Annotated in this window: 13 protein-coding genes, 1 tRNA gene and 1 pseudogene; 8 read left to right on the forward strand and 7 right to left on the reverse strand. The window is 69.6% G+C overall.

Annotated features, from left to right (window positions below):
- Entirely contained in the window at positions 1 to 7,626 is a 7,626-nt protein-coding gene (locus ACIBVQ_RS26095; protein WP_399180590.1) for a nucleotidyl transferase AbiEii/AbiGii toxin family protein, read from the forward strand.
- The gene (locus ACIBVQ_RS26100; RefSeq protein ID WP_399180592.1) at positions 7,623 to 7,904 is read left to right on the forward strand and encodes a hypothetical protein; all 282 of its coding nucleotides are present in this window, start codon (positions 7,623 to 7,625) and stop codon (positions 7,902 to 7,904) included. Before ACIBVQ_RS26095 ends, ACIBVQ_RS26100 begins: the two co-directional genes overlap by 4 nt.
- On the opposite strand, the gene ACIBVQ_RS26105 is transcribed toward ACIBVQ_RS26100, so the two are convergent.
- On the reverse strand, positions 7,885 to 8,694 hold the full coding sequence (locus ACIBVQ_RS26105; RefSeq protein ID WP_399180594.1) for a type IV toxin-antitoxin system AbiEi family antitoxin domain-containing protein: 810 nt from the start codon (positions 8,692 to 8,694) through the stop codon (positions 7,885 to 7,887). The two genes, ACIBVQ_RS26100 and ACIBVQ_RS26105, sit on opposite strands and share 20 nt — an antisense overlap.
- A gap of 162 nt (positions 8,695 to 8,856) precedes the next feature.
- Entirely contained in the window at positions 8,857 to 10,035 is a 1,179-nt protein-coding gene (locus tag ACIBVQ_RS26110) for an esterase-like activity of phytase family protein (RefSeq protein ID WP_352012865.1), read from the reverse strand.
- A 106-nt stretch (positions 10,036 to 10,141) separates the two neighbouring features.
- Between ACIBVQ_RS26110 and ACIBVQ_RS26115 the strand changes: the two genes are divergently transcribed.
- Both ACIBVQ_RS26115 and ACIBVQ_RS26120 read left to right on the forward strand, forming a co-directional pair.
- The gene (locus ACIBVQ_RS26115; protein ID WP_352012866.1) at positions 10,142 to 10,615 is read left to right on the forward strand and encodes a SigE family RNA polymerase sigma factor; all 474 of its coding nucleotides are present in this window, start codon (positions 10,142 to 10,144) and stop codon (positions 10,613 to 10,615) included.
- Entirely contained in the window at positions 10,612 to 11,916 is a 1,305-nt protein-coding gene (locus ACIBVQ_RS26120; RefSeq protein ID WP_399180597.1) for a hypothetical protein, read from the forward strand. The genes ACIBVQ_RS26115 and ACIBVQ_RS26120 overlap by 4 nt, the downstream gene beginning before the upstream one ends.
- A 592-nt stretch (positions 11,917 to 12,508) precedes the next feature.
- Here the strand turns inward: ACIBVQ_RS26120 and ACIBVQ_RS26125 are convergent.
- Positions 12,509 to 13,150: a response regulator transcription factor gene (locus tag ACIBVQ_RS26125; protein WP_352012868.1), complete on the reverse strand. Its 642-nt coding sequence runs from the start codon at positions 13,148 to 13,150 to the stop codon at positions 12,509 to 12,511.
- A 559-nt stretch (positions 13,151 to 13,709) separates the two neighbouring features.
- Positions 13,710 to 14,936 (reverse strand): histidine kinase, encoded by a 1,227-nt coding sequence (locus ACIBVQ_RS26130; protein ID WP_352012869.1) that lies wholly within the window; start codon positions 14,934 to 14,936, stop codon positions 13,710 to 13,712.
- A gap of 141 nt (positions 14,937 to 15,077) precedes the next feature.
- Here ACIBVQ_RS26130 and ACIBVQ_RS26135 point away from each other — a divergent pair, with 141 nt between their 5' ends.
- Entirely contained in the window at positions 15,078 to 15,650 is a 573-nt protein-coding gene (locus tag ACIBVQ_RS26135) for a hypothetical protein (RefSeq protein WP_352012870.1), read from the forward strand.
- Here the strand turns inward: ACIBVQ_RS26135 and ACIBVQ_RS26140 are convergent.
- Positions 15,577 to 16,074, reverse strand: a complete 498-nt coding sequence (locus ACIBVQ_RS26140; protein ID WP_399180600.1) for a transposase — start codon at positions 16,072 to 16,074, stop codon at positions 15,577 to 15,579. The genes ACIBVQ_RS26135 and ACIBVQ_RS26140 overlap by 74 nt on opposite strands.
- 74 nt (positions 16,075 to 16,148) lie before the next feature.
- Between ACIBVQ_RS26140 and ACIBVQ_RS26145 the strand changes: the two genes are divergently transcribed.
- From ACIBVQ_RS26145 to ACIBVQ_RS26155, 3 genes and pseudogenes are all read left to right on the forward strand, one after another.
- Positions 16,149 to 16,451 carry a metalloregulator ArsR/SmtB family transcription factor gene (locus ACIBVQ_RS26145; RefSeq protein WP_352012871.1) on the forward strand — a complete coding sequence of 101 codons (303 nt, stop codon included), beginning with the start codon at positions 16,149 to 16,151 and terminating at the stop codon, positions 16,449 to 16,451.
- A gap of 108 nt (positions 16,452 to 16,559) precedes the next feature.
- Positions 16,560 to 16,632 (forward strand) — tRNA-Arg (locus tag ACIBVQ_RS26150).
- Between the two features lie 296 nt (positions 16,633 to 16,928).
- Positions 16,929 to 17,189: pseudogene (locus ACIBVQ_RS26155) on the forward strand (hypothetical protein); the annotation flags it as partial.
- A 254-nt stretch (positions 17,190 to 17,443) separates the two neighbouring features.
- On the opposite strand, the gene ACIBVQ_RS26160 reads toward ACIBVQ_RS26155, so the two are convergent.
- Both ACIBVQ_RS26160 and ACIBVQ_RS26165 read right to left on the reverse strand, forming a co-directional pair.
- Positions 17,444 to 18,271, reverse strand: a complete 828-nt coding sequence (locus tag ACIBVQ_RS26160; RefSeq protein ID WP_399180602.1) for a hypothetical protein — start codon at positions 18,269 to 18,271, stop codon at positions 17,444 to 17,446.
- Between the two features lie 1,674 nt (positions 18,272 to 19,945).
- Positions 19,946 to 20,317: a YciI family protein gene (locus tag ACIBVQ_RS26165; RefSeq protein ID WP_386191147.1), complete on the reverse strand. Its 372-nt coding sequence runs from the start codon at positions 20,315 to 20,317 to the stop codon at positions 19,946 to 19,948.
- Positions 20,318 to 20,350 lie beyond the last annotated feature (33 nt).

A 20,350-nucleotide genomic window follows, 5' to 3' on the forward strand; every position in this document is an offset into this window, starting at 1 on the left:
ATGGCCGGTAGGGGGGACGTCAACTCACAGACGCCGGGCGGCCTGCCGTCGGAGGACGACTTCGGCGGCGTGTCCGCGACGGACGTGCGGCCGGTGTGGGAGACGGAACAGCTGCCGGACTGGGTGGTCCACTGGCTGATCCCGATGCTCATGTCGGGACAGGCCTGGCCCGAGGCCAGCGAGAGCGGGCTGTGGAAGCTGCGGGAGGTGCACCGGCGGGCCGTCGAGGTCTACGCGGCCGCCTTCGAGCCCACGAGTACGGCGGTGCGGACGATCGCGGCGGACTGGGAGGCCCCCGTCAAGCCCGTCACGTTCTCCCGAATCGGGCAGATGTACGACGAGAAGACCGGCGTGCTGTCCAAGATGGCCGGTCACCACCGGTACGCCCAGCAGACGGACGCCTTCGCACTGGAGACGCAGTACTCCAAGATCTCCATCAACGTGGCCTTCTGGGTGGCCGTCATCGCGATCGCCATCGCACTGCTCGCGGCCTTCTTCTCCGCGGGGACGACCACCCCGATGGTCGGCTCGACCGCGACGGCCCTGCGGGAGGTGATCAGGAAGATCCTCACCCGCCTCGGCATCATGGCGGCACGCCCGGCCGGGGTCGCCGCGGCGAGCAAGCTGACCACCCTGGCGGGCGGCGCGGGGGGCAAACTGCTGTCCGGCGCGCTGGCCCGCGAGCTGTTCGAGGAGATCGGTGAAGAGACCTTCATCGACGCCTACACCCAGTACAAGCAGATCCAGCTGGGCACCAGGAAGAGCTGGGACTGGAACAAGACCATGGCCGCCGTCATCGGCGCCGGCGCGGGCGCGGTCGTCGGAACCAAGATAGGCGGCTCGGTCTCCGGGCTCACCAACAGACTGCCGGGCATCCGCCAGTTGAACCGGAGCGCGGGCGACCTGCCGGGATGGGGCAACGCCTTCAAGCGCTTCCCCGGCCGGGCGTTGAACACCGGCCTGAACAACGTGGTGGCCTCGCCCGCGGGCAGCTTCGTCGCCAACGGCCTGGTGTACGGGCAGTGGGCGCCCCCGACGGCAGACTCGCTTGTCGGCGGCTTCATGGGCGGAGCCGGCCGGACGAACACGGTCAGCCCGTTCAACGCCGACGTGGTCGGGGCGTTCGTGAACCCGGCGGGCGCGTTGAACTCCGCCATCGACGCCGCCGCGGCCACCGACCTGGCGAGCGTCGGGACGGACCCGTCATCCGGGGGCGCTCCCGGGAACGACTCAGGGGGCGGCCCGGGGACCGGCCCCGGAACCGGGCCCGGGAGCGGGCCTGGGAACGGACCCGGGAGCGGGTCGCACTCCTCGCAGGGGCCGGTGCAGGGGCCGATCTCCCCCACCACGCCGAAGTCCTCCTCCACTCCCACGACCCCGCCGGGTACACACGCCTCCCCCGGTACGGCCCCGCACGTCTCCCCGGGGACGAAGACCTCCTCGACCACACACGTCTCCCCGACCACGCACACTGCCCCTGACGCTGCCTCGGACACCGCTCCGGATACGCAGGTTTCCCCGGACACGCAGGTCGCCCCGGACACGCAGCAGACGGGCGCGCAGCAGACGGGCGCGCAGCCGACGGGCGGTGTTCCGCAGGCCGGGGGGACACAGGGGAACGGCGCCACCACGGCGGAACAGCAGGGACGCCCCGACCAGGCGGCCGCACCGGACGTCACCGACCCCACCTCGACCACCCAGTCCCCCACCTCGCAGAACCCGGCGAACCCGCAGAGCCAGCAGAGCCCGGCGAGCACCGGTCACCAGGGGACCGCCGCCGTGAACCCGGCCGACATGACGGCCCCGGCGACCTCGACGGCACCGGAGGGCCCGGCGGGTCCGTCCTCCGGTGGGCAGGGGAACACGGCGCTCGCCGGACCGACCCCGTCCGCCTCCGCACCCGTGGCCGACCAGCAGGGTGACCCGGTGCCGGGCGGGACACCCGCGCGGACGGCCCCGGACGGCACGCCGGGGGCCGCCGTACCGCTCGTGGGTTCCAGGGGTGGAATCCGGCCCGCGGGGAGCATCGACGCCCTCATCAACAGGGGACGGCCCGCACCGCCCGAGGAGATCGACCACGGGGTCCGGGTACCGAAGCTCAACGTGGAGCCCGCCTCGGGACCGGAGCAGACGCTGGCCAACGCCCACGACCCCCGCGAGGTGCCTTCGGCCAGGGACTGGGAGGGGCTGCGCGGATCGGTCGCCCCGGAACCGGTCACCGTCCCGCACGCCTCGGGGGCGGTCCGCCTGGAGGCGCGCAGACTGTCCGTCCCGTGGCGGGGACAGCGGCGTCCCGTCACCGAGATCACCGTCCGGGTGAGCGTCCGCGCCGATCCCCGGATGAGTCCCGAGGAGATCGCCGCCGCCTACGCCAGGGTGCTCGAAGGGGTTGACCTCTACTGCAACCACCAGCACCGGCTGCCTGACGGTTCACAACTGCACGTGCGGATGGAGTTCGTGGTCGCGCCTGACTCGGCCCCGACCGGCGAGGTCGTCCACCTGCACCCCGGGACCGGGGTCCGCGCCTTCGACTTCGCGGACCTCCAGAGCTGGTCGGGCGAGGGCGAAGTGATCACCGCACCGCTGGACCAGCTGGCGGACTACCGTTCCCGCGCCCCCATCGACCACACGAGCTGGTACGCGGAGATGCCGCCCGTGGTCTTCGCGCACGAGACGATGCACCTGCTCGGCATGCTCGACGAGTACGTCGACGCGCGTGACGGGAACCGGGCCGACCTCGGCGCGGCGGGCGTCCGGGGCGACGCCAACCTGCTGGGGCACACGGTCCTCCTCTGGTCGGGGGGCAACCCGGTGCTCGACCGGGACGGTCACCCGGTGCCGGAGGCCGTCGGGCTCCGCGACCGTCACCTGGAGCACGTCTACGGCCTGCTGCCGGAGAGCGGAGCCTTCACCGCCCGCCCCGAGACCGCGCCCGCGACCTCGGGACCCGCGAACTCCACCTCCTCCACGGCCGAGAACTCCGAGCCCGAGGCCTCCACGTCAGAGAACCTCGCTCCTGAGAACTCCACAACCGACAACCCCGAGACCCGGCCCGGCCCCGAGGCTGAAACGCGAAACGAGACCCGGCCTGAGACCCAGGACGAGACTCAGGACGAGACGCGGCCCGAGACTCAGGACGAGACCCGGCCCGAGGAGTGGTCGCGGCCCGACTACGAGCCCGGCCGGTTGCCGGGGAACCTGCGGACGCTCCTTGAGGAGTTCCCCGCCGGAGACCGTCCGCTGCTTGAGCACCTCAGGCTCCTGGAGCGCGCCGACGCCCTCTTCGCCGACGAGGGGCCGCTGACGCCGTACCACCTGGCCTACACCGACGCGCTGGTCCGGATGGCGCAGGAGGTCTACGACACCGGACCGGAGTACTCCTTCTCCACCACCGAACTGGCCCGGCTGCGGGGCCTGTCCGAGCTGCTGCTCGGCGACGCCCCGCCACGGCTGGACGCGCTGGCCGAACAGGTCAACGAACTGCTCGGCCGGGACCGGGACACCACGGTGGAGAACCGGAAGATCCACACCCTGGCCGGCATCGTGGCCGACGTGACGCCCAGGCCGGGGGAGACGGGCAGGCAGACCGCGCGCAGGGCCGTTCTCGAACGCCGAGGTTCGCTGAGCGGTGTCCTCGAACTCCGCCGCGCCGGGATCAGGATCCCCCAGGTCGCGACGGACCCGGCCCTCGCCATGCGGTCCGCCCTCAGCCCGGACGACTCCCGTGGCGCGGACAGTGGCTCCGACAGTGATCCCAGGGTTTTCCAGAGGTTCTGGAACACCCTGATGAACCAGGTGCGGGCCGAGGCGCACCGCCGTGGGACGGGGGTGCTCGACGAGCTCCAGCAGTTCACCCTCCAGCGCGCGCTCGGCAGGATCTTCACCGCCAACCCCGACGACTGGATGCTCAAGGGCGGCCAGGCGATGCTCTCCAGGAACCCCGGGGGGCGCGCGAGCAGCGACATCGACCTCGTCAGGATCTCGGGGGACACCGACCCCGAGGTGATGGCCGCCGAGTACGAGGCCGCGCTGGCCCGTGACCACGGCGACATGCTGCGGTTCGAGCGGGTGTCGAAGGTCCCCATCCTGCACGGCAAGGCCGTCAGGATGGTGCACAGGGTCTACTGCGGCGACATGGAGATCATGCAGCTCAGCGTCGACATCGCCCCGCCGCGCACCAGGCCCGTGTGGAAGGAGCCGGACCTCATCGCCTTCCCCCCGCAGATCATGTCGACCGGCCACCCGGACGAGGCCCCCGCCATCAGGGTCATCTCCTACGAGGACACCCTGGCGCACAAGGTCTCCGGCATCTACACGCACGGCATCAGGACGCTGGAGACGCGCTGCCTCGACTGCACCGCCCGTGGGGGCGGCCTGTTCAGCTGCAAGTCGGGTGACCTGCCGTACCGGTGCCAGGACCTGGTCGACGTCCTGATGATCATCCTGAGCTCGTCGTGGGACGGGCCCGCGACGCACGCCATGCTGCACGCGGAGTTCGCCTGGCGGCTCGAACAGGGCGAGAACATGAAGGTGCCCGAGTCCTTCGAGATCCCCAACCCCGATTGGTTCAGGAAGTTCGACCAGTACGCCAGGACGACACCCGGCCTGCCGTACGGTGGGCTGGCCGAGGCCATCCCGGTCGCGCAGGCGTTCCTCGACCCCCTCCTGCGGCCGGAGGCGCCGCCGGCCAGCCGCTGGGACCCGCAGACCCGCCAGTGGGTCGAGACCGACGGGACGACCCCCGCTCCCATGACCGACGCCGGGGAGTCGACCGCCCCCACGGGAACGCCGAGGGTCCGGCAGCTGGAGGGCCCCAGCGTCGCACCGGCGTCCACGGTCCACGCCGACCCCGACATGGTCGAGCGGTGGGACCACCTGACCCGGGGAGGCCTCGACGAGGAACTGCGGCTGCTCAAGGAACGGACCGACCTCTCCCCCGAGGAGAAGGCGGAGTTCGTCAAGGGCCGGCTGATGTACGACAACGGCTACACGGAACTGACCCGTGTCCCCGGCCCGGAGAACGAGAACTACAAGCACCTGCGCTTCTACGCGCACCAGCGTGGCGAGCTGTACAGCCACGCGGCGGCGCTGATGGCGGACCCGGAGACGACGGTCGAGATCGCCTTCGAACCCGACCGGGGCTTCAAGACCTACCAGTGGGACTCCCACCAGACCCACCTGGCCTTCCTCGGCGACCTCCCGGCGGGCCTCACCGCCGACCAGGCCAACGCCGCCTTCCTGCGCGCCCTGCTCAAGACCCCGGACGTCACGGACCTCGACCCCGCCACGCTGGCCGACCACTTCGTCGACCTGCACGCCCAGCCGCTCAAGGACGCCCTGGAGCTGCGGCGGCGTCTGATCGAGGACTACGGCATCGAGCCGCACCGGGTCCGGCTGGCCTTCGCCAACACCAGTCAGAAGAGCCACTACGCCGAGACCCAGTGGATGCGGGCCCAGCTCCTCACGCTGCAGGCGATCCAGACCGACGCCGAGCAGGCCAGGCGGCGCATGGTGGACAGGATGCTCGGACCGGACGAGGAGAGCGCCGCCCGCCGTACGGCCCGCGCGCAGGCGGTGGTCGACCGGCTCGGCGCGGCCAACGGGAATCCCGAGGAGTACGCCCTGCTCTGGGTGCGCGACACCAGGGGACAGCCGGTCGGCGGCAGGCACGGCCCGCACCTGGACACCCGGCCCGAGATCCTGCGTCAGACGATCGAGACGCTGCGCGAACGGCACCCGGGGCGGCGTGTCGTCCTGCTCGGCGACGACGTCTTCGCCGGTCGTCCCGGGCTTGAGGAGGCCTGGCGGCGTGAGGGCGTGCTGGACGGCGTCGACATCCGGACGCTGGTGGAGTTCTGGAAGCCGGAGCACAACGAGGGGGTGGCCCTGAACTACGCGGAACAGGGCCTGTTCTTCGCCCGGCTGGCAGCCCAGCACGACGTGGTTCAGATCGGCATGGAGAGCGGGGCGCTGGAGATCCCCGCGATGCTCGGCGTGCCCACGGTCTACTTCGAGGCCCTGGAACACGACGGGAACAAGGGCAACCGCTGGCTGCTCTACTGGCAGGACTGGACGTTCGGCAGGCCGGAGCAGGTCCTCGACGACCAGGGCAACCCGCTCTTCGACCGGATGGGACGCCCCGTCACGAGGTTCGTCGTCGAGGAGACGAGTCCCGCCCCGCTGACCGGGATGCGGAGGGTGTCGTTCGGTCCCGACCTGTCCGACCCCACCAACCGGAGAGGGCAGCCGGTCGCCGTCTACCACTCGGCGCGGCTCGCGGTCACCGTGGACCGGATCGCCCGGCTGGTGAGCAGCGGCCAGCTCGACCAGTGGCCGCTGCGGCTCGGCCGGAGCTCCTCACTCGACGGCAAGGAGTGGATCGACTGGACCGCCGAGGACTGGAGGCGCAGCGCCTACTACGCCGACCAGCTCCGGCTGTGGCTGGGCACCGACGCCACGACGCCCGACGAGGTCGGCAGGAAGTGGCACGGCGTACGGCTCGCCCTGCTCGGCGTGCTGGAACCGCAGTTCATCGCCGACCAGGAGTACGAGGGCCTGTCCCTCGCGCACCCCTACGCGGTCCTGAGCCTGGAGACCTCCCCGGCGAACACGTCGGCGAACACTGAGACCGACCCCGCCGCCGCCCGGATCGCCCAGGCCTACGACACCGCTCAGGAGGAGCGCGGCGTCGCCGTCACCGAGGCGCTCAGGCCGCTGCTCGCCTCGCCCGACCTGGCCCGGCGGGCGCTGGAGGAGCTGCGGCTGTTCCAGCTCACCCCGGCGGAACTCCTCACCCTGGGGGAGGAGATCGACAGGGCGACCGGCAACGCCGTCCGGCCGTACGCGGAACGGCTGGAGATCCCCATCGCCGAGGGGCAGCCGACGCCACGGGAGGTGCTCGAACGCTTCGACCCGACCGTCGCGGGACTTCCCGAGGTCACGCCGGAGGAGGCCGCGCGGTACATCGCCGACAACGTCGCCACCCGGCCGTGGCTCGCCGGCGTCGCGGACCTGGACCCGGCCGTCCAGCGTGTCCTGGTCGCCGTCGACCAGGGGCAGGGACACCACCTCGCCCGGCACGAGGGCTTCGCCGCGGACGGCAGGCTGGAACGCCGCGTCACCTGGCTGGAGGACCCCGCGCAGCTCGACGAGGGGGAGCGGGCACGCTCGACCGACGCGTTCAAGCCGGGGGACAGGGAGCACGGCTGCGCCGACGCGGCCACGGCGATCAGCGACCCCGTCGCGTTCGCCGTCGCCGTCGCGCGGAGCATCGAGCACCCGGCCGTGCGGAACGCCCTGACGACGCCGTTCGACCCCGACAGGCGTCCGGACCGGGTCACCGTGCCGATCGAGGAACTGCTCGGCCCCGACGGCCACCTGTACTTCTCCGGATACAGGATCGTGCCCCTCAACGGTAGCCTTGAGGCCGCGATCTCGAACCGGGCGTCCTGGGTCATGGAGCGCCGCGACCCCGCGAACCTGCCGGAGGACCGCAGGCCGACCGGCCCCGAGCCGCAGGCCGTGCCCATCGCGAGCATGGAGGGGGGAAGCATGCAGTACTTCTTCCAGCCGAACCGTCAAGGTGACGGCTACGAGATCACCACCATGTTCGCGGACCCGGCATGACGGACTCCGTGCTGCTGCGGGTGTGCGCCACCTACTGTCACCCCGAGGCCGACCAGGACGCCTACGACAGCCTGAGACGGCTGGCCGTACGGCCCGGCGACCGGGAGATGGCGCTGTTCAAGGCGGAACTGCGCCGTGCCCTCACCGACCCGGACCAGGTGCCGCCGTCGCTGTACACGGCTGTCCGGTACGACGACGGCAGCGCCGAACGCTTCCTGCGGCGACTGTGGGGGGACCTGTATCCGGACGAGCTGGTGCCTAACCCACCCGGGAGATGATCTCCGCGGCGATGTCCCGGCTCAGGGTCTCGTCGGGTACGGCCCCGGCCTCCGTGAGCATGTGGGCCACCCTCGGTTCGACGGCGGCGATCCGCTCCGGGTGGACCAGGGCGGCGTGACCCCGCCGGTTCCGTGGGGAGAGGGCCGCCGGGTCGAGGTCCGGGATGAAGTACTCGACGAACCGCGCGCCGTCGCCGGGGAACTCGTGCCGCTCCGCCAGGGGGGCCAGGTCGGCGTGGAGCGCGCGCAGGTCGACGAGGTCCTTCAGCACGGCGTCCATGAGGACCCTGCGCAGGTCGCCGTGGTCGGTCCAGTCGGCCACCAGGTCGACGACGGTGCGGTGCGCGGTCGTCACCGGGATTCCCTCGACCACGGTCACCTCCTCCGGCGTGAGGCGCGCGAGGTGGATCTTCACCGCCCGCGGCGCCTCAAGCGTCTCGGGGGAGGTGAAGATCATCAGAGGACTGGCGACCGAGCCGAGTCCCAGCAGGCGGCAGGCCGACTCGTGGGAGAGCACGGCGTCCTCGTCGGCCGAACGCGGCCGCTCCCAGCGGTAGAGCTCGGGCAGCAGCGCCAGCCAGGCGGCGTAGGGGTAGGCGTAGCGCGGCCCCGTCGACGACCACGCGAGCTGGTACACCGACCAGTCAAGCTCGACGAGCAGCCCCGAGGCGGCGAAGTGGGCGAGTCCCCGGTCGTCGACGCCGACCCTGGCCGCCTGCGCCGCGGTGACCATCCCGTTCTGGCGCGCGGCGACGGCCGACAGCTCGGCGAACCGCTCTTCCCACATCATTCCTCCACCGTCTCCCGCCCGTCTTCGTGGTCCTCACGATGTCCACGCAGTGAACCGTCGATGGCCAACCTAACGCGCGATCCGCCGTGCGGGGCCTCGCGGAGGCCGGAGAGCCGTACGTCACACGGCCCCGCCCCCTTGGGCGAGGGGGCGGGGGCGGGATCAGGAACGGTGGACGCGCGGGTCGGCCCTCAGCGGGCGCGGCAGCCGTACGGTGATGAACTCGTCGTTGTCGGGTTCACCCGGAGTACGGCCCGCGGAGAACGGGAAGTTGTTGTCGTTCAGCACACCCAGGGTCCGGTCGTCGAGGATCACCACGTCCTCGATGGTCTGGAACGGGAAGCGGAAGGTCTCCCCGAACCCGCCGAGCCCGGCCGGGTTGGCCAGGTCGAGCAGGTCGGCGACCAGGGTCTTGCGCCCGTCGCGCAGGTCCACCTGGTAGATCCGCTTGAACGCCGCCGCGTCCCCCTGGAGGTTGTCCCGCTCGATGACCAGGAAACGGCTCCCGTCCACCGCGATCATGTCGCCGATCGCGTTGCCCGGACTCTCCAGCCGGTAGGTCCACCGCCTGCCGGTGTAGGAGCGCGAGCGCAGGTCGAACTCGTTGATCCGCAGCGTCCCCGCGGGGTCGCCCGCCACGGTCCCCTCAAGCAACGGGTAGAGGGTGCGTCCGTCGACCGAACGGGCCATGCCCTCGAAGCCCTTGCTTGAGGCGAGGTTCGGCTGCTCGCCGTTCAGGGACGGGTTCTCCGGCGCCCTGACACCGGGCAGCGGGACCGGCGTCTCAAGCAGCCTGCCGGTGGCCGAGAAGTGCAGCAGGAACGGGCCGAACTCGTCGCCGATCCAGTAGGTCCCGTCGGAGGTCCGCACGATCGACTCGACGTCGAAGTCGGCGCCGGTCAGCTTCCGGTCGGGGCGGGTCAGCGGCCAGGTCACGCGGCCGTCCGGGTCGCTCAGGTCGAACCCGCCGAGCACCCTGACCGTCCCCCGCCGGAGGTCCGGCCTGATCCGGTGGACCCGGAGCAGGAAGTCGGCGCTGTTGGCCTTGGCGCCGTAGCCGTTGTCCGACAGCACGTCGAAGGTGCCGTCGCCACGCCGTACGACCCCGCTGAAGCCCTGCACCGGCTGCCCGGGGAAGGGCGGAGTCACCCCGTTGACCGGCGCCGTGCCGAGCTGGGCGCCCGAGGGCTCGCTGCCGGGCACGAACGTCCGGGCAGGCAGCGAGGCGAACCCCGTCAGCACGGCCCTGCCGCGATCGGGCCGGTGGTCGGCCACCGCGGGGGTGGACATCGTCAGCGCCAGTACGGCGGCGCCGACCGTGATCGCCATGCGTCGTCTCATGGCGGCACGCTAGGCATCGCGTGTGAACGGGCGGTGGTGCGCCGCGGGCCGTACGGAGAAGAAATCCGGGGTGCAACAGATGGGCGGGGTCATACGTCCCTGGAGCGTGGAATTCGCCGATTTCGTCGCCGCGCGCGGGGACGCGTTGTACCGGTACGGATACGTCCTGACCGGCAACGCCGAGGACGCGGCCGACCTGACCCAGGAGGCGTTGATGCGTTTGGGGAACGCGTGGCCCCGGATCAAGAAAAAAGATGATCCGGAGGGATATGTCCGTACGACCATGGCACGGCTGCACATCAGCATCTGGCGCAGGCTGCGCAGGGAACGGCTGGTCGCGGCCGTCCCCGAGGGAGCCCACGCCGATGTCCACCCGGACGAGACCGGCCTGTGGAACGAACTGCGGGGCCTGCCGCCGAAACAACGGGCCGTGCTGGTCCTGCGGTACTACGAGGACCTCTCCGACCAGGAGATCGCCGACCTGCTCGGCATCTCCCGCGGCACGGTGCGCAGCCAGGCGTTCCGCGCCCTCGAAAAGCTCAGGGTCCGGATGACCCCCGTGAAGGCGGAGGCGTTGTGACGAACGACAGGAACGAGGCGGACCTGATTCGCGTGCTGGCCGACGCAGCCGACCACGCGCCCGCCCTCACCCGGGACCTGACCGGGGCGGTCCGGGTAAGGGTCCAGGCCAGACGGCGCACCCACAGGGCGCGGGTGGCGCTCGCCTGCGCGGCCGTGGTGGCGATCGCGACAAGCCCTTGGGTGATCAGAGGCGTCCTTCCCGGCGGGAGCGGGCCGGAAGGCGGTGTGTTCGCGGGCGCCTCCGAGGCCCCCGGCACGGTCGAGGTCTCCGGGAGGCCCGTCCCGCGTCCCGTCTCCGAGGTCTGGCCCAAGGCGGTGTCCAGGATCCCGACGAAAGCGGCGGACGGTCTGACGTACCAGCCCGCGGCGGCACTGAGCCCGACGACGCTGCTGCTGATCGCCGAGTCCTCCTTCGAGAGGGCGGCCAGGCTGGACACCTACGACACGACGACGGGCCACAGCGAGCCACTCGTCCGGCTACCCTCGCCCGAGGGCAGGCGGAACTACTACGTCCAGAGGATCGAGGTGGGGACCGACACCATCGCCTGGTGGGGCGACGTCCAGGATGACGACACGTGGGCCGACTTCTGGGTGGCCCCAAGAACAGGCGGTACGGCCAGGCAGGTCGGCGAGGTCACGGGGGCGCTCGCCAAGGTGGAGGGGTTCGGCGTCACGCGGGACTCCCTGGTGTGGTCGGTACGCGGCGGCGGGGTGTATCGCATGCCACTGGAGGGCGGCGCCCCCCAGCCGGTTCCGGGGGCGGAGGGACTCACGCTGATCTCATGGCCCTGGGCGTCCGACGTCTCCCTGCACGACGACAGGAACCAGACGAAACTGGTCAACCTCTCCACAGGGCAGACGCTCCCCGTCAACCCGCCGGAGGGAGCCAAGCAGTTCCGGTGTGGTCCCGTCTGGTGCTCCGGCCTGACGAAGGAGGGAAACATCGTGCAACGTGTCGACGGAAGCGACCGCAGAATCCCATCCGCCTTCTCCGGTCCGTCGGCGGCTCCTCTGCGCATGCTCACGACGGGTTTCCTGGGCCCCGCCCAGGGTCCGAGCCCCCGCCTGTCGGTCCTCTACGACCCGGAGACCGACAAGGCCGCGGGATTCGGTGAGCGAACCACGAAGGACCAGGGCTGGTACGGCGTCGGCAGGTCCTCCACGCTCCCTTCGGTCCTCTACACGACCCCCAAGGGGATCATCCCGAAGGGGCCGGACGCCTCGGAGCCGACGTGCGAGGAGAAGTGCACGACGGAGAAATACCTCGTCGTCAACCTCCTGGCCATCCTCACCCCCTGACTCGTCACCACGCTCTTTCCGGCCACCGACAGGACGCCGACGACCGAAGGAACCAGGCCAGACACCCCCGATGCCTCCCGAGGCCGTCCCCGACCCTTTCGGGGTTCGTCCACACGGAGGCCAGGACACAGGTTCCGGCATCGTCCGGCGCCCCGGCGTTCCGCCCACACTGAGGCCGGGGGCCGTCAGGACCGGGCGCTTCGCGTCACCCGGCCCTCCCCGCCGGGGCCGGGTGGTCGTGGATGGGGGCCGGGTGGTCATCAGGGCCGGGTGGTCGTCAGGGCCGGGTTCTCCGTGTCACCCGGCCCTCCCCATCGGGGCCGGGCGGTCACTCTGGCGGGCCGGGTGGTCGTGGTGGGGCCGGGTGGTCACTCTGGCGGGCTGGACGGTCGTGATGAGGGGAATGGGCGGTCACCATCGCGGGCCGGGCGGTTGTCACGGGTGGGGCGGGCGCGGGAGAGAGGTCAACCGGCCTGACGGGAGTATGAGGACGCGGATGGGGAGGGGCGAAGCCGTACTGAAAGGGGCGCGCCGTATTGAAAGTGGGCGGCCCCGTACGGGAGCTGTACTGGGAGGGGCGAGGCCGTAAATATCAGGAGATGTCGGGGGACAACTCCTGGGCGAGGATCGCGGCCTGGACGCGGCTGCGCAGGCCCAGTTTGTTCAGCAGCCTGCTGACGTGGGTCTTCGTGGTCGCCTCCGCCATGTCCAGTTCGACGGCGATCTCCGCGTTGGACAGGCCCCGGCCGATGCACGCCAGCACCTCGCGTTCGCGCGGCGTCAGGCCGCCGACCTCCGGGACCGGCCCGCGCGTCGGAACCGCCCCCCTGAAGGCCGCGATCAGCCGCCGGGTCACCGTCGGAGAGATCAGCCCGTCCCCCCGAGCGACCACCCGCACCGCCTCGACCAGTCCGTCGGCGTCGGTGTTCTTGAGCAGGAAACCGGCCGCCCCGGCCCGCAGCGCGCCGAAGACGTACTCGTCGAGGTCGAACGTGGTCAGGATCAGCACGTCCGTGATCCCGCTCAGCGCGCGGGTCGCGGAGATCCCGTCGAGTCTGGGCATCCTGATGTCCATCAGCACCACGTCGGGCCGCAGGTCACGGGCCATCGCCACGGCCCGCTCGCCGTCCTCGGCCTGACCGACCACCTCGATGTCGTCGTGCCCGTCGAGGATCAGCACGATCCCACTACGCACCGCCGCATGGTCGTCGGCCACCAGAACCCTGACCGTCACAACACCCTCCCCCCGGGCCCAGTACACACCCTCCGACGCTCGCACACCCCGGCCCCAAAGACCGCCACGGCACTCTTTCTCCGGGCGACATCGCCGATGGTCTGGCGTGACCCTGTGTCCTTGTCCGGGCTGGTCGTGGGGGTCGCCACGATGTTTTCCCGCCGGGTGGTTCGGCGTGGGCCCGCGCTTTTGTCCGGTTCGGCTTTGGAGGTTGTCACGGCGCTTTCCCACCGGACGGGTCGGCGTGGTCCGGTGCCCTTGTCAGGCTTGGCCTTGATGGTCGTCATGGTGCTTTTTCTTCGAACGGCATCGATGGTTCGGTGTGCTTCGTATGGCCTGGCCGTGGGAATCGTCCGGTGCTTTCTCGCCGGGCGGGCCGATGTGGCACCGGGTCCCTGTCCGGCCTGGTCCTGAAGGTTTCTTCGGGTGGCATGGTCGCCGGTTCGGTGTGCTTTGTTCGGACTGGCCTCGGAGGCCGTCACGGTGCTTTGCCGCCGGGCGGTACGGTCGCCGGTTCGGTGTGGGCTCGTTCCCCTGTCCGACTCGGTCCTGGAGGTCGTCACAACACCATCCCTCCAGGCAGTACCGAGGACTCCTCGGTCGGCAGTTCGGCGTGGACCCGCCAGCCCTCCTCGTACGGCCCGGCCTCGAAGGAGCCGCCGACCAGGCTCGCGCGCTCCCGCATCCCGACGATCCCGGCTCCGGCGCTGGGCAGGTCGGGGGAACCGTACCGCCTGGAGGCCCTCCTGGCCGCTCCCACCGGGTTGTCGGCGACCAGGGTGATCGTCCCGGCGCCGTACTCGACCACCAGATCGACCTTCTCCTCGCCGTGTTTGAGGGCGTTCGTCAGGGACTCCTGAATGATCCGGTATCCGGCGAGATCGACGGCGGCGGGCAGTTCCCTGGGCTCGCCCTCGACGCGCAGCCGTACGTCCAGGCCCGCCTCCCGGGCCCGCGTCGCCAACTCGTCCACTTCCGCCACCCGGCGCCGGATCGCCTCGGCCTTCTCCCCGTCCCCGCTCTGCCTGAGCAGCCCGATCATGGAACGCATCTCGGCCATGCCCTGGACACTGTTCTCCCGGACCGACTCAAGGATGCCCCGGACGGTCGCCATGTCGAGATCCTTGCGGGAGAGCACCGCCGTGGACTGGATGGCGATCGCGCTGAAGTGGTTGGCGATCATGTCGTGCAGCTCACGGGCCATCCTGGCTCGTTCGGCCTCCACCGCCTCCCGCCGGTCGAGCTCGGCCAGCCGCGCGACCTGCTCGGCTCTGGCCCGCTCAAGCTCGGCCTGGGTCCTGAACTGCCTGACGATGAGCGCGCTGACGACCGGCGCGGTGCCGAGCAGGCCGAACTGCGCCGCGGCGATCGCGAAGACCCTCACGTCATGGGAGAGGATCGCGATCACGCAGCCGATGAGGATCGCCAGGGCCGAGATGGTGCCGAACATCCACCTGCCCAACCTGGCCGGGCCGTACAGGGCGGCGGAGTAGAGGTTGTCGGTGAAGACGACGATCGTGCCCAGGGAGTAGCCGAAGATCAGATCCAGCGTCATCCCCGTCGTGCCCAGCGCGAGGGCGCTCACCGGGTGGCTGCGCCGTACCACGACGCCGAGACAGGTGAGCAGCAGCGGGACGGCAAGCAACTGGACGGGCACGGTCGAGGGCAGGAAGGGCACGAGGTCCGCCAGGGCGGCCGACAACGGCTGGCGGTTGTAGGCTCCGGCGGCGAGCAGGATCAGCCCCATCACCAGGGCGATCACGGCCCACAGGGCGTCCCGTCTCATGGGTTCCATCCCATCATCCCGAGGCCGGCGACTCATCCGGCGGCGGGCGGGTTCGTCGTACACACAAGGATGTAGGCGGGGCCACGGACTTCGTCAGCGCAGACGATGCCCGAACCGGGGGCACGCGCCGATCCTTGAACCATGGTTCTGGCGGTGATCATCGGTTGCGAGATCGGCTTCTGGGTTCTTCTCGGACTCGGTCTCGTCACGCGTTACCTGCTGCGCATGAGACGTCTCAGTACGGCCCTGCTGCTCGCGGTGCCGTTGCTCGACGTGATCCTGTTGGCCGCCTCGGTGGTCGACATCCGCGGCGGCGCCGAGGCGGACTGGCGCCACGGTCTGGCCGCGGGCTACCTCGCCTACTCGATCGTCTTCGGCCATCGGACCCTCAAGTGGGCCGACCAGCGCTTCGCCCACCGTTTCGCCGGAGGGCCGCCGCCCTGGAAGCCCCCACCCGGCGGCAAGGCCAGGGCCCGCTACGAATGGATGATGTGGCTGCGCACCGTCCTGGCCTGCGCCATCGCCGCCGCCGTGCTGTACGGCCTGGGCTGGCTGGTCGGCGACTGGTCGAAGGCGAGCGGCCTGCTGGAGTTCGGAAGCGTCCTCCCAAGGATCGTCCTCATCTCCCTCCTGTGGCCCCTCAGCTACACCCTTTTCCCCAAGAAGGAAGCTCCTGTGGAGAACTCCGTTCCCTCGGACCACTCCGTTCGGTAAGGACCGGGGTCGCTCCCATGGGGGCTGTTCTTTCGGGGGCGTTCTCAACGGGTGACGGGGGAGTCGTTCTCTCGGCGGGTGCCGCTGCCTGGGGCCGGGTTGTTCTCTCGAAGGGCTCCGTTCGCTGGTGGGGTACCTGGGGGTTTCCGGACAGGTGGCTTTTGCGGGTGTTGATCCAGTGGCGGTTCATGCCGAACTCCCGGGCCACCGCGGCGACGGAGCGAGGGCCGTCCAGCACCATGCGGACGGCTTCCTCTCCGAACTCGGGCGAGAACTGCCTGCGACGTCGAGTCACGTGTTTACCTCTTCCAGGCTTTCGGTCAGGACTGTCCGGAAATCGTTGAGCACCCCGGTACTCGCTGAGCACTACTCGTGTCCACAAGCCGCACAGGCCCACATGTCCGGAGAAACCCAGGCGCCCCACTGAGCCACTGGTGCATTCATACGCGTCAAAACGGCACCATGCTCGCCAAGGCCCCGCTGCGTACCATGCGGGATATGCGTCCCCTCCAGCACCCGGATGTCTCGACGATCACACTGCCCATGATGCTGAGCGCCCTGGCCGACGAGGTCCGCCTGACGGTCGTCCGTCGGCTCGCCGAGGCCGGGGGCGTGGTCTGCGGCCAGTTCGACGTCCCCGTGAGCATGTCCACGCTCTCCCATCACCTGAAGGTCCTCCGCGAGGCCGGGCTCCTACGCGTCACGCCCGAGGGGAGCTTCCGTCGTCACGAACTCCGCCTCCCCGAGATGGAGGCCCGCTTCCCCGGCGTCCTGTCCTCGATCCTCAAGACCGCCCCCTGAGGACTTTGGGGACCTCCGGTGCCACAGCCGATAATTTGGCTGAGCACCCACCCACGCCTGGTAGAGTTATCCCCGTCGCCAAGGCCACCAGGCCAAAACGACAGGCAAGCGGCCGTAGCTCAATGGATAGAGCATCTGACTACGGATCAGAAGGTTAGGGGTTCGAGTCCTCTCGGCCGCGCAGCAGGTCAGAGGCCCTCTGGGATCATCCCGGAGGGCCTCTTTCATGTCCGTACAGCTACGGGTCCAGCCGTCACCGTCCAGTTGCTGTTCAGTCGGTCGAGCGCCTTCGCGCCTTGGGCGATGGGATCCGCGTGGTCTTGCCGTAAGGCGCTGCACTGGTTCATTGAGCGGAAGACGCGCGAGGTCACCCAGCACAACGTCGTGAGGCGGACGACGTTCTCCGAGCACCTCTGGTGCGGTGGCCGGAAGGGTCATCGGGTCGCTGCTCGCGGTCGCTGAGCCTGAGCGGATTGGATGTTAGTCGTCAGCTCCGGCTCGGCGCAGGGAGTGCAGCGGCGGAACCACAAGCTGACCGACCAGGAAGGGTGGAAGCTCCAGCAGGTCGTGCGCCGGGGCAGTACCAGCTCGGTGCGCTACCGGTGGGCGATGATGCTGCCGGCCTCGGCCGGCGGCAACACCGTCTCGGTCATCGCCCGCCTGGTGGCCGCCGATGACGGCACTGTCCGCAATGTGATTCACCGCTTCAACGGGATCGGGCCGACCTGTCTGGAACCCCATGAAGAGCCTCCAGCTGTTGCCTGTCCACTCCGACCTGCTTCGACGGAATGCCCGCGTTGAGCCATGCGGAGAGGCAGGCAGTGAGGCGTGGTCCTTGGTACCCCGAGTCGTCTCGCTGACCTTCGCCGGATCCGCAGGGACTGGCTCAGCCATGGATGAGGAGGCTCAGTGCCTCTCCGAAGGGGGCGCCGCTCAGATGGGAAGGACGTACACGGGTTCGCCTGGCGACGTCGGCTCCTTCTTGGCGTAGGTCAGAAGGGGCCGTCCTCCGGGTAGCCGGCCTTTGTGACGGCCTTGCGGGTCTTCGCGTTGAGTTTCTTTTCGCTGATGACCTTGCCGGCTGCCGGTGCGGAGATCTTCACCTTGGTGCCCCAGCCCGAATACTTGGTGTCGGTGTGGAAGGCCATCTGGTCATAGGCCGAGCTGCCGCTGTCCGGGTAGGCCGTCGTGTCGACGACCGTGCGGGTGAGCAGGTTGCGTTCGTCGAAGTACAGGTGGAACTCGACGTCGCCTTCCCCGGCGGACTTGTCGTGCCGGAATTCGGTGAGTTTGGCGGTGCCCTGATATTCGCCGGTCGCCACTTCTGATGCGTTGTCCAGCATGAACTTCAATTCCGCTGGGGTGACGCCCAAATTAAGGATGGTGTTCTCACGCTCACTGGTCTTCGACTGGATCCAGGAACGACCGGAAGGCAGTGCCTTGGCGATGCCGGCGTTGGTCACGTAGGCGTTTCTGCCTTCGGTGATGACGCGGTAGGGAGGTTTGGACCCTTTCAGACGTGAGGACGTGCGGACACGGAGGTCGGCAGCGGCTATGTTGCCTTTGCCGAAAGCCACGGTGCCGGTCGAGCTGGTGTTCACCTGTACCTGCATGGCCTGGTCGTCGACGGTGAAATCGAGGGTGATGCCACCTGATTCGGTGATCTTTACGCCCTTGCCCGGGACCAATTGGGCCTTCAGGGCTTTCACCGGGTCCACCGGAGCGGCCTGCACGGTTGTGGCGGATGCCGCCTGAGCGGGTACGGCCACCGTGCCCACGGCCGCGGCTGTCGCCACGAGGCCTGCGAAGAAGAGTTTCATCAACGTCCTTGCTTAGGGGGATACAGCAGGGAAAAGAGTAGAGGGTGATGCAGATGAGACAAGGGATATGATGTAACAATCTTTGCAGGACGGTGACCACCAAGCGGTGATGGCCCTCGATGAAGGCGGTCGGGGTGGTTCTTGCGTCCGCTCTCGTGTTTTCGGTTAACCCAATCTCTCCCACGGGCTGACCTTGCCCTCCTCAGTAGGTGAAGGGGTATTTCACATCGTTGGCGGTGCTTATCGTGCGCGCGCAGTCCGATGCCTCGCGTTTTCCTGCCGAGTTCCGCCGCCCGCGCCCTCAGTTGGAGCATGCGCGCCACGATGACGGCCGCTCCCGCCGGCGCGGTTGCCAACGACGGGCCTGGAAACTGATGGACGTTCGTAGAACGTGATTGCGGCGAAGGCATCAATGAGCAGGCGTTTCTGACACTGGTAGACGCGGGCGGACGTTCTCGGACCGGCTACGGATCAGAAGGCGTTTTCTCGGCCGCGCAGCAGGTCGGAGCCCTCTGCATCCTCCCGAAAGCCTCTTTCCTGTCCGTGCGGCAGCGGGACACGGCAACGCGGTCTCATACAGAGAACCGTCCGTGGGTATCACGTGTTGAGGCTGGGGCTTTTTCAGGGCTGAGGATGTGAGGTCAGACTTCCGAGATCATCTCGGAGACGGCGGATCCACTCGATGGGGAAGGCCTGATCGAGCCGCTCCTTGCTGATCCCCGGTGTCCCCTTCTTCGCTGACGGGAGGCGCACACCGTTCTGTACCGTCAGGTGGTTTCCAGGAGCTGGGCAGGTCAGTACGGCGAGGCGTTGGCACGTCCGGTGTGGCTTCTCGGCCCCGCTCGCTGGTGTGGATCACGCCCTTGATGGGCTTCCGTACTGTTCGTACGGTGAGAGCCGCGAACGCTTCGAGAAGCGCCTCTCGCCTTTCCGGGATTCGAGGGTGACCACTGTCGCGTACTCGGGCATTCGGTCTGCGGTCTTGGAGGACCTCTCGATCAGGCCGGGCACCTCCAAGCTCGTCCGGCCGCGGCGTGGCCGGTGCGAAGACCGGCCGGATCGCCTCGTATGCGATGCCGGGGCGCGGCGGCCGGTCCTCGACGCGGTCGTTGGCCCCTTGGAGAAGATCGTGTAGGTGGCTCTGGGCACGCCGTCCACCCGCTCTCGGTGGCCGGCGGCAGCTTGGACGGCGCAACGGCCGTTCTCGTCCCGGGTGACGCGGGCCGGTGCGGGGAACGCGCGGGCGATCTCCTCGCTGGGCAGGCCACCGATCATGCGTGGGGTCGGCCCGCCCGGCCCCGGCCCGGCCCCGGGGAAGAGCACGGGGCGGTAGCCGATGAACGTCGGTGCCGACACGCCGTCATCGGTCTTGCCGGGATCGGTTCTTCGTTGACGGCTGAGTTGACCGTCGAGCCGGCCGACGGCGGGGCGCATCGATTCTGGAAGGTGATCCGGTGGTGGAGCGGGTCGATCCTTCACGGTCCAGCTGGTCGGCCGGGTTCGCCGGAGGGGCGAGCGGCCATGACGTCACCGTCTCCCGGTCGAGGCTTCGGTCGGCTCGAAGTCGCCGGTGAATCGGGCCGACTCGACGACAGCCCGTGCCGACCAACCCGTAGGACGGCCTCGGCGTCGGTCATGCCCATTGGATCCGGCCGCCGGTCCAGATCTGGGTGGTCAATCGTTGGTCTGCGGGACCTCGTCGTCCCCGGGTACCCGCCGAACCTCGATCTTGGACCCGCGAGCCACCGGGACCCGCTTGGCCCATTCGATCGCCTCCTGTTTCGAGGCGACGTCGAGCATGAAGAAGCCTCCGAACAGTTCCTTGGTCTCGCCGTACGGTCCGTCCGTGACCACCGGGGTCTCGCCGCTGAAGTCGACCACGACGCCCTGGCCCGGATCGTCCAGCCCTTCCGCCGCCAGGAGAACACCGGCCTTGACCGCGTCCTCGATGAATAGGCGGGTCGTGGCCATCATCTCGTCGATATCGGCCATCATGGCCGCGTTCGACTCGTCGGTGCCCCGCATGATCAGCAGGTACTTCGACATCGCGTTCTCCTCGTCCGTCGGGGCCGCCTCTCG

The organism is Streptosporangium sp. NPDC049376, from assembly GCF_044466505.1.
GTDB lineage: Bacteria > Actinomycetota > Actinomycetes > Streptosporangiales > Streptosporangiaceae > Streptosporangium.